A 528-nucleotide genomic window follows, 5' to 3' on the forward strand; every position below is an offset into this window, starting at 1 on the left:
CGCGGCTCGTCGTCGATCCCGAGGCGCCCACGGGGACGGTGATCTGCCTCGTCGACACGGGCGCGGCGGCCGAGCGGACCTTCCTCACCGACAGCGGGGCCTCCCTGCGGCTCGGCCCCGGTGACTGGTCGGACGCGCTGCTCGACGGTGTCGTACGCCTGCACCTGTCGGGCTATCTGCTGTTCTCCGAGCCGAGCCGGGCGCTCGTGGCGGTGGCCCTGGCGGCGGCACGCGCGCGTGGGGTGCCGGTGAGTCTGGACCCGGCGTCGGCCGGTTTCCTCGAGGAGCTGGGAGCCGGCCGTTTCCTGACGCTCGTCGCCGGCGTCGAGGTGCTGCTGCCCAGCCGGGACGAGGCCTGTCTGCTGACCGGGCGGAGCGACGCGGCGGCCGCGGCGGCCGAACTGAGCCGGAGCATCCCCCTGGTGGTGGTCAAGCAGGGCGCCGACGGTGCGCTGGTGGCCCGGTCCGGAGCCGTGACCGCGCATGTCCCCGCCGTACCGACGACACCCCGGGACACCACGGGCGCCG

At 75.6% G+C, this 528-nt stretch carries 1 protein-coding gene; it reads left to right on the top strand.

Annotated elements, in window-relative coordinates:
* The coding region (locus CCN42_RS40505; protein WP_245877704.1) for a carbohydrate kinase family protein at positions 1 to 528 on the top strand (528 nt) is incomplete at both ends.

Origin of the sequence: Streptomyces glaucescens, from assembly GCF_002154375.1 — a bacterium.
Classification (GTDB): Bacteria; Actinomycetota; Actinomycetes; order Streptomycetales; family Streptomycetaceae; genus Streptomyces; species Streptomyces glaucescens.